General features: G+C 68.3%; 2 protein-coding genes. Both read left to right on the top strand.

Annotated elements, in window-relative coordinates; translation table 11 throughout:
* On the top strand, window positions 1-3,536 hold a 3,536-nt coding region (locus tag AC2VOP_RS06010; protein ID WP_486960104.1), incomplete at its 5' end, for an acyltransferase domain-containing protein.
* Between the two features lie 16 nt (window positions 3,537-3,552).
* Window positions 3,553-8,466, top strand: coding sequence for an SDR family NAD(P)-dependent oxidoreductase (locus AC2VOP_RS06005; protein WP_486960103.1), 4,914 nt, complete (start codon window positions 3,553-3,555; stop codon window positions 8,464-8,466).
* Window positions 8,467-8,472 lie beyond the last annotated feature (6 nt).

Genomic DNA, 8,472 nt, shown 5'->3' with positions numbered 1-8,472 from the left:
ACGGGGTGACGCCGGATGCGGTGATCGGGCATTCGATGGGGGAGGTGAGTGCGGCGGTGGTGGCCGGGGCGTTGAGCCCGGCCGACGGGTTGAAGGTCATCGCCACCCGCTCGGCGTTGATGGCGCGGCTGGCCGGTCAGGGTGCGGTGGCGTTACTCGAGCTTGACGCCGAGGCGGTCGAGGCGCTACTGGTCGAGCAGCCCGACGTCTGCGATGTGAGCGTGGCGGGCTACATCTCGCCCAGGCAGACGGTGATCGCCGGACCGGCTGAGCAGGTCGACGCGGTGATCGCCGCGGTCAGCGCAGCGGAGCGCTTTGCTCGCCGAGTCAACATGGAGGTCGCCTCGCACACCGCGCTGATGGATCCGATCCTGCCGGAGCTGCGGGCGGCGCTGACAGACCTGGCCCCCGAACTTCCCGCCATCCCGTTCCTGTCCACCGTTACCGGCCCACCGCAGGACCGAAACCCGTTGCTGGATGCCGATTACTGGGTGGCCAACCTGCGCCGGCCGGCGCGGCTGAGCCAGGCCATCACCGCCGCCGCCCGCGATCACGCGATTTTCGTCGAGATCAGCGCACATCCGATCCTGACTCATGCCGTCACCGAAACGCTGAGAGCTCACCCCGCCAGCCCGCCTGCCCCGCACTACAGCGTCGGCACCCTGACCCGCGACAAAGATGACACACTCGGCTTCCACACCAACCTCAACAGCATCCACACCACCGGCCCCCCGCCGACACCGCACCCCGCCGAGCCGCATCCGGTCCTGCCGGGCACACCCTGGCAGCACACCCACCACTGGATATCCGCCGTGGACCCGGTCAAGACAGCCCAGGCCGCCGAAGCTGCCCCCCAGCCGGGCAACTTGCTTGGCGCACATATCGCGGTCGCCGGTAGGTCGCCCAGCCACCTCTGGCAGGCGAGGCTGACCCCGGAGGTCAAACCTTACCCGGGGGATCATCGAAACCACGGCACCGAAGTGGTCCCGGCATCGGTGCTGCTGCAGACTCTGTCTGCTGCGTCTACTGTGGCGGCTGCGGTCGGCCAGGGTGACCCGGACCCGTTGGCGCTGTCCGACATCCGATTCGAATATCCGATCGCCGTCGACCAGCCGCGGGTGATTCAGGTGGTCGGTGACGCTGAATTCATCACCGTGGCATCGAGACTCGCGGCGGACGACTGCGGGCACCACTGGGTCAGACATCTCCGTGCACGTATCGTCCGCCACCCCTCGGACGACTCGGGTGGCGGTGAATCACCCGATCCCGGCACAGCGGGCACCGAGTTCACCGACGAGTCGGTCACCTCGCTGTGGCGGACTTGGGGCAGCCAGGGACGACCGTTCGGATGGTCGATCCGTACGGGCCGGTCGACGCCTGAGCGGCTGCACGCCGACGTGGAGTTGTCGCAGGGATCGACGGTCGCCCTGCTTGATGCGGCGCTGCATGTCGCCCGCCTGGTCGACAGTTCCAACCCGAAGCTGATGGTTCCAGCCGCCGTCGAAAGCGTCCGGTTCGCATTCGAACTCACTGAGCCCTGCGGCTCGGTCGAGGTGCATCGACGCATCGGTGACAAGACCGATGAGGATGCGCTGATTGTCGACATCGCGGTGCGGGCACCCGACGGCAGGACGTGCGTCGACATCCGCGCACTGCGCTACACCGCCGTGGACGCCATGGATGCCGTGGACGGCGTGGATGCTGTGGCCCCAGTGGGTTTGGGCTCGATGGCTACCGCGACTGATCCGCGCACCATGGTGCACACGTTCGACTGGCAACCCTGGGAGCGTCCCGCACGGCAGGCATCCGACAGCTCGGCCACCGTGGCGATCGTTGGTATGGGCGATAGTGCCGACGCTGCCCGCACGCTGCGCGATCAACTCGCCTGCCTCGGCCACCGGCCTGCCGACATCGCCGAGGCGGACTGCATCCTCTACCTCGCCGATCCCGGCCCGGCAACCGGCGCCGACATCGACTGCGCAGCCCGGCTGTCGGCGGAAGTGGCCGGCCTGGTCGCACGACTGGCGGAACGGGAGGACCACCCGCCCACGCTGTGGATCATCACGCGCGGCGTCAGCGAGGCCGCCTCCGATGCCGCGGTGCGACAGGGTTGCCTCTGGGGACTGGCCGGGGTCATCCGGGCCGAGCAGCCTCAGCTCTGCGGCGGCCTGATCGACCTACCCGCGGCACCGGGCGGCTGCGAAGATCGGGCGGACACCGCCGATGACGTGTCCGCGCTGGCCGGTGTGCTGAGCACACCGGCAAAGTCCATCCTGGTGCTACGCGACGGCACGTTCTTCACCCCCGTCTTGACGCCGATCGCCGGCGAACCGGCGCGAGAGGCGTTGCGATGCCGGCCCGATGCGGCATACCTGATCACCGGAGGCATGGGTGCACTCGGGCTGCTGATGGCGGCGTGGCTCGCGGACCACGGTGCCCACCGGCTGGTGCTCGCCGGTCGCACACCGCTGCCACCTAGGCGCGACTGGGACAACCCCGGCAACCCTGCCGACACGGTCGACGTCCGGCACAAGATCGCCGCGATCCGGGCACTGGAACGGCGCGGCGTTTCGGTCGATGCGGTAGCGGTCGACATCGGGTCGCGCGAGGCGGTCCAAGCGTTGCTGGCCGCGCGCGACGACGCCGGGGATCCGCCGATCCGCGGCGTCATCCACGCCGCCGGAGTCACCGAAGGCCAACTCCTCACCGAGATGTCCGACAGCCGCCTGCGCGACACCTTGTGGCCGAAAATCGCGGGCGCACAGGTGTTGCACGAGATGTTCCCGCCGGGCGACTCGGGCGGGCTAGATTTCTTCTTCCTGACCGCGGCGGCCGGGGCGGTGTTCGGGGTACCGGGGCAGGGCGCCTACGCGGCGGCGAACGCTTACCTCGATGTCTTGGCCCGGGCGCGTCGCCGCCGGGGTTGCCGCACCATGAGCCTGGACTGGGTGGCCTGGCGGGGGCTCGGGTTCGCCGCGAACGCGGCTGTCGTCTTGGATGAGCTGGAGCGGATGGGCTCACGCCCGATCAGCGCCGGAGAAGCGTTCGCCGCCTGGGACCACGTGGCCCGCTACGATGTCGGTCAAGCCGTGATCGTCCCGCTGCCTGCGCCGGAAGGGCAGGCTGGTGCGGATCGCACTGTGTCGACCACACAAACCAAAGCCTGGTCGCAGCTGCCCGCAGCGGAGCTGCTCAGTGAACTCGAGATCGGCCTGCGTGCCATCCTAGCCCGCGAACTTCGCATGCCGGAAGCCGAACTCGAACTGGACCGGCCATTCGCGGAGTTGGGCTTGAACTCGGTGATGGCGATGTCGGTGCGACGCGAGACCGAGCAGTTCGTCGGTATCGAGCTGTCGGCGACGATGCTGTGGAACCACCCGACGACCTCGGCGTTGGCAGCGCACCTCGCCAAAAAGCTGTTACCGCAGGAAGACTCGGCTGCTGCTGACGTGCTGCCCGGCTCGGACAGCAGCGTGTTGAATGAGTTGTTCGACCAGGTGGAATCGGCTCCGCTCGGAGGGGATGGCCTGCGATGAGAAGCGTGATTCGCCCATGACCGCGGGCTTCGACGAAGGGTTTCTTCGGAACTGGTTAGCCGACTACCTGGTGACGAACATCGGCTGCAGTCCCGATGACGTCGACTTCGACGCGTCGATCAACGATCTCGGTGTGGGCTCGCGTGACGCGGTCGTGCTCTGCGGGGAGCTGTCGGAGTTGCTCGGGCGGCAGGTCTCACCGGTGGAGCTCTGGCAGCACCCGACGATCGGTGAGCTGGCGGCTTTTCTCGGCGGCGTGGAGCCCGACGCCGCCGCAAGCGCAGCCCAGCCGGTGCCCGACCCGGCGCGCAGCAACTTCGATGAGCCCGTCGCGGTAGTCGGTCTGGGCTGCCGCTTTCCCGGTGGGATCATCGGTCCGGATGCGTTGTGGCAGTTCCTGTGCGAGGGCCGGTCGGCGGTAGGGGAGGTGCCGCCGGATCGGTGGGCGCCGTTCGACGACGGCTCGCCCGAAATTGCGGCGCTGCTCGCCAGCACCACCCATTGGGGCTCGTTTCTGGCTGACATCGACGCCTTCGACGCGGAATTCTTCGACATCTCCACCCGTGAAGCCGCCAAGATGGACCCCCAGCAGCGCCTTTTGCTGGAAGTCGCATGGGAAGCCTTAGAGCACGCCGGGATTCCAGCGAGTTCGCTACGACGATCACAGACAGGGGTATTCGCCGGCGCGTGCTACGCCGACTACGGCTACATGCCATCTCATGATCTGGCCGGTGTTGACGCATGGAGCAATTCCGGTGGCGCGCTGAGCATCATCGCCAATCGCCTATCATACTTCCTTGATCTGCGCGGCCCCTCTGTCACAGTGGACACCGCCTGCTCGTCGTCGCTGGTCGCTATACATCTGGCCTGCCAGAGCCTGCGGACACGAGAGTGCGACCTGGCCATCGCGGCCGGAGTCAATCTGCTGTTGTCGCCCGGCGTCTTCCGGGCGTTCGACCAAACCGGCGCGCTGTCGCCGAGCGGTGCCTGCCATACCTTCGACGCGGACGCCGATGGCTTCGTCCGCGGCGAGGGCTGCGGCGCGGTGGTGCTCAAACGACTCAGTGACGCGGTGCGTGACGGCGATCGGCTGCTGGCAGTGGTGCGGGGTTCGGCGGTCAACTCAGACGGCCGGTCCAACGGGATGCTGGCGCCCAACCCGGCCGCCCAGATGGCAGTGCTGCGTGCGGCGTACACCAATGCCGGTGTGCCGCCGAATGAAGTGGACTATGTCGAGGCACATGGGACCGGAACCTTGCTGGGAGATCCCATCGAGGCACGCGCGCTCGGCACGGTGCTGGGTCGCGGGCGCCCAGAAGCCTCGCCGCTGCTGCTCGGCGCGATCAAATCGAATCTGGGCCATCTCGAGGCAGCCGCCGGTATCGCAGGATTCATCAAAGCAGTGTTGGCGGTCCAGCATTCGAGCATCCCGAAGAACCTGGGATTCCATACCCCCAATCCGCATATTCCGTTCGGCCAGTTGCGGCTGAAAGTTGTCGCTGAACAACAGGAGTGGCCCGATACGCCAGGTCCGCAGCGTTTACGGCGGGCCGGGGTCTCGGCGTTCGGATTCGGCGGCACCAATGCGCATGTGGTGATCGAGCAGGCACCGGACCCTGACGCCGCCGTTGCGGCCGTCCGCGAGCCCGATCCGGCGGTCAGCACGCTGGTGATTTCCGGGCAGAGCCCGCAGCGTATCGCGTCGGCGGCCGGCGTGCTGGCCGCGTGGATGGACGGTGACGGAGCCGGGGTTTCACTACCCGATGTGGCCCACACCCTCAACCACCACCGCGCTCTGCACGCCAAGTTCGCCACGGTGTGCGCCCGCGACCGCGCGGACGCGGTGGCCGGGTTGCAAGCCTTGGCTGCCGGCCGGTCGGCATCCGGACTCGTCGGCCCGCACGACGGACCATGCAGCCCCGGAACGGTATTCGTGTACTCAGGGCAGGGTTCGCACTGGGCCGGGATGGGTCGGCAGTTGCTCGTCGACGAGCCGGTGTTTGCCACTGCAATCGCCAGGCTGGAGCCGGTTTTCGCTGAGCACGTCGGGTTTTCGCTGTGGCAGGCGATCACCGGTGGTGAGCCGCTGCGCGGCGATGCGCAGGTGCAGCCGGTGCTGATGGGGTTGCAACTGGGGCTGACCGAACTGTGGCGGTCCTACGGGGTGCACCCGGACGCCGTGATCGGGCATTCGATGGGGGAAGTGACCGCCGCCGTGGTGGCCGGGGCCTTGAGCCCGGCTGACGGGTTCCGGGTGATCGCTGCCCGATCCCAACTGATGTCCGGGCTCGCCGGCCATGGTGCGGTGGCCCTGCTCAACCTGGACGCCGGGGCCGCCGAGGCGGCGATCGCAGACTATCCGGGTGTGAGCGTGGCGGGCTATGTCTCGCCGCGCCAGACCGTGGTCGCCGGACGGCCCGAGCAGGTAGACGCGGTGATCGCCGCGGCGAGCGCCCGGAACCGGTTTGCCCGGCGGGTCAACATGGAGGTCGCCTCGCACACTGCGCTGATGGATCCGATCCTGCCCGAGCTGCGGGCGGCACTGACCGGCCTGATCCCCGGAGACCCGGCCATCGCGTTCTTTTCGACAGTCACCGAACGCACTGAAACCGATGCGGCCACAGCGCAGCTGGACGCCGACTATTGGGTGGCCAACCTGCGCCAACCGGCACGGGTGAGCCAGGCCATCACCGCTGCCGCAAAAGAACACGCCACCTTCATCGAGGTTAGTGCCCACCCGATGCTGATCCACGCCATCGACGACACGCTGGAATCGGTGACCCACCACCACAGCATCGGGACACTGTGGCGTGACGGCGACGACACGGTGACCTTCCACACCAACCTGAACCGCACGCACACCAGCCACCCGCCGCAAACCACGCACCCGCCCGAACCGCATCCGGTGCTGCCGACCACTGCCTGGCAGCACACCCGCCACTGGCTCGACGTTGCCCGGCGACGGCGCGCACCGGCCGAGCCGAGTGCCGAGCGGCCGGGGCACAGCAGCGAGCAGAGCAGCGCAGTGATCCCACGGGAATGGTGGTGCGAACTCGCCTGGCCGCCCCGCAGCCTGCCCGATGCGCAACACCGCCCGCCCGGCCCCGGTGAGTCCTGGCTGGTGATCGCCGACGCCGATCCGGGTGCCCAGATATCGCGTTCGCTCGGCGCTCCGGCAGGTGCGGCCGGTGCGGTCAAGGTGCTGAGCCCGTCGGTGCTCACGGCACCCGGGCCGGCGCTCGCCGACGCCCTCGCCGGAGTTACCCGCGTTCTCTACGCACCCCGGCCCACCCAGCCCGTGCCGGGTCAATTCAGCGCCGAAGCGGCCTACCGCCTGTTCAACACCGCCCGGCGGCTGGCAGTAGCGGCTGCAGAAGCGGCAGAAGCGGCAGAAACCGCAGAAATATCTCAGCCGCCCAGGGTGTTCCTGCTCACCCGCAATGCCCAGCCCATCGATGCCGGCGACCGGGCAGACCCCGTTCACGCCGTGTTATGGGGACTGGGCCGTTCCCTGGCGCTGGAGCATCCCGAGATCTGGGGCGGCTTGGTCGACGTCGACGAGTCGGTGCCGGCGGTGCTCGCCGCACAGTATGTGGCCGCCGAAGCTGCCGCCTTGGAAGCCTCGGACACCACCACCGCCGGCGATGCTGACCACGGCGAGGACCAGGTGGTGTACCGAGCCGGTGTCCGCCGAGTCCCGCGCCTGCAACCGGGCCGACCGCCGTCAGCCGTCCCGATCGTTCTCGACCGGGACGGCTGCCAGCTGGTCATCGGTGCGACCGGCAACATCGGACCGCAGCTGATCCGCCAACTCGCCACCATGGGTGCCGGCACCATCGTCGCGGTGTCGAGAAATTCGGGCTCTCGCCTCGATGAGCTGGCCGCCGGCCTGACCCCGACGGGAACGACACTGCTCACGGTGGCCGCAGACGCCTCGGACGAAACCGCGATGAGCGCCCTGTTCCACCGCTTCGGCGCCGACCTGCCACCGCTGTCCGGCATCTACCTCGGTGCCTTCGGGGGCGGACCGGTGACGTTGCGCGACATGACCGACGACGACGTCGTCTCGATGTTCCGGCCGAAACTCGATGCGGCGGCACTGCTGCACAAACTGTCGCTGACGCACCCGCTGCGGCAGTTCGTGCTGTTCTCGTCGATCTCCGGACTGACCGGCTCGCGCTGGCTGGCGCACTACGCGGCGACCACCACCTTCCTGGACACCTTCGCCTATGCGCGCCGAACCGCCGGATTGCCGGCCACCACGATCGACTGGGGCCTGTGGAAGTCGCTGACCGACAACCAATCCGACGCGCAGCGCCAGGTAACCGTGGACTCCGGACTCGAACCGATGCCCGACGAGGTCGCCATCGCCGCACTACCCCTGATCACCGGCCCGCACGCCCCGGTTCGCTGCACGGTCGTCGCCGCCGATTGGGCCCGACTGGCAGGCGCCTATCGCACCAGGGCAGCGCTGCACATCGTCGATGACCTGCTGGCGAACGAGACCGGCGGCAGCGTCGATGGTGCCGGTGCCGACGCTGCAGCCACTGAGTTCCGGCAGGCGCTGCGCGACTGCGAGCCCGAGCAGCGCCGCGACCTGTTATTCGAGCACGTCACCGCAGAGGTCGTCGCGGCGATGGGGCTGGCGTCGCCGCGCCTACTGGATCCGGTGGCCGGTTTCTTCCAATCCGGCATGGATTCGCTGATGAGCGTCACCCTGCAGCGGTCGCTGTCGGAAAGCCTCGGCGAAGCGCTCCCGGCGGCCGTGGTATTCGACTACCCGACCGTGGAGGCACTCACCGACTATCTGGCAAGCATCCTTCCCGAGTTGATCGAGGTCGCCGAAGAGAGCAGCACCGACGTCGACGACGCCTACGACGAACTGGACGATGATGAGTTGTTGCGGCGTCTTTCGGAGAGGTTGAGGTGATGGTTG

It is taken from the genome of Mycobacterium sp. TH-M106, assembly GCF_057473765.1.
Note: the sequence above shows the minus strand (reverse complement) of the source record. Positions and strands in the feature narration are given on the sequence as shown.

Coding starts and splice junctions, on each gene's coding strand:
- AC2VOP_RS06005 (WP_486960103.1), top strand. CDS start 3,553: ATGACCGCGGGCTTCGACGAAGGGTTTCTTCGGAACTGGTTAGCCGAC.